The organism is Caballeronia sp. LZ028, assembly GCF_031451415.1.
Taxonomy (GTDB): Bacteria; Pseudomonadota; Gammaproteobacteria; order Burkholderiales; family Burkholderiaceae; genus Caballeronia; species Caballeronia zhejiangensis.
The window spans coordinates 1-904 of sequence record NZ_JARUXN010000041.1 but is presented as its reverse complement, the minus strand read 5'-3'; the positions used below and the strand labels follow the sequence as shown (position 1 = coordinate 904).

1 protein-coding gene is annotated in these 904 nt (G+C 59.0%); it reads right to left on the bottom strand.

All coding sequences use genetic code 11. From position 1 onward, the window contains the following. Nucleotides 1-7 precede the first annotated feature (7 nt). A protein-coding gene (locus tag QCE58_RS33975) for an IS5 family transposase (RefSeq protein WP_250456292.1) occupies nucleotides 8-819 on the bottom strand; the annotation gives its coding sequence in 2 pieces (ribosomal slippage) (nucleotides 8-471 and nucleotides 471-819; 813 coding nt in all). Between the last annotated feature and the right edge of the window lie 85 nt (nucleotides 820-904).

Genomic DNA, 904 nt, shown 5'->3' with positions numbered 1-904 from the left:
AGAGGCGTTAACAGAATGACTTTTGCAGGTGTCGCCAGCATATGATGCAGCAAGCGATTTCGAGCAAAGCCTCGTGGATGAAAGCGAGGCGCTCGAAGCGAATACGCAGTCGGCGAAAGTTGTGAAGCCACGAAATGGTCCGCTCCACGACCCAGCGTGTTTTGCCTAGACCGCTACCATGAGGCTGACCGCGCCGAGCGATTTCGGTTGCAATGCCGGCTGCATGTAGTGGACGTCGATATTTGTCGTGGTCGTAGCCTCTGTCGCCCTGAACGACCCGGGGCTTCGATAGGGGTCTGCCACGCTTGCCGCTGATGGGCGGGATAGCCTCGACCAGAGCATGGAGTTGAGTGACGTCATTGCGGTTGGCGCCGGTGAGTATCACCGCGAGCGGGATGCCCTGCGCCTCGGTGATGAGATGGTGCTTTGAACCGGGTCGCGCGCGGTCTGTGGGATTCGGTCCTGTTTTTGACCTGAGCCCACAGCGCGGATTGAAGAGGAATCGACGATGACGCGAGACCAGTCGATTTGGTCGGCTGCGCGCAATCGCGCAAGCAGCACCTCGTGCAACTGGTCCCAGACGCCGGCGGCCTGCCAGTCACGCAAACGACGCCAGCAACTCATGCCGCTGCCGCACCCCATCTCGCGAGGCAGTAGGTCCCAACGCAGGCCCGTCTGTAAGACGAAGAGGATGCCTGTGAGCACGGCACGATTGTCGAGTGGCTTGCGCCCCGGATAACGAACGCGCCGTGGCTTCGGAGGGGGCAGCAACGGTTCGATGAGTGCCCAAAGGTCGTCGTCGAGTATCGGCTTGGCCATATCCTTTTCGTCGTCGAAACAATGAAAAGGTTAACAGGATTCATCGAGTGTAAACAGCCCCTTCGCTCATTTTGTTAAAGGTTCT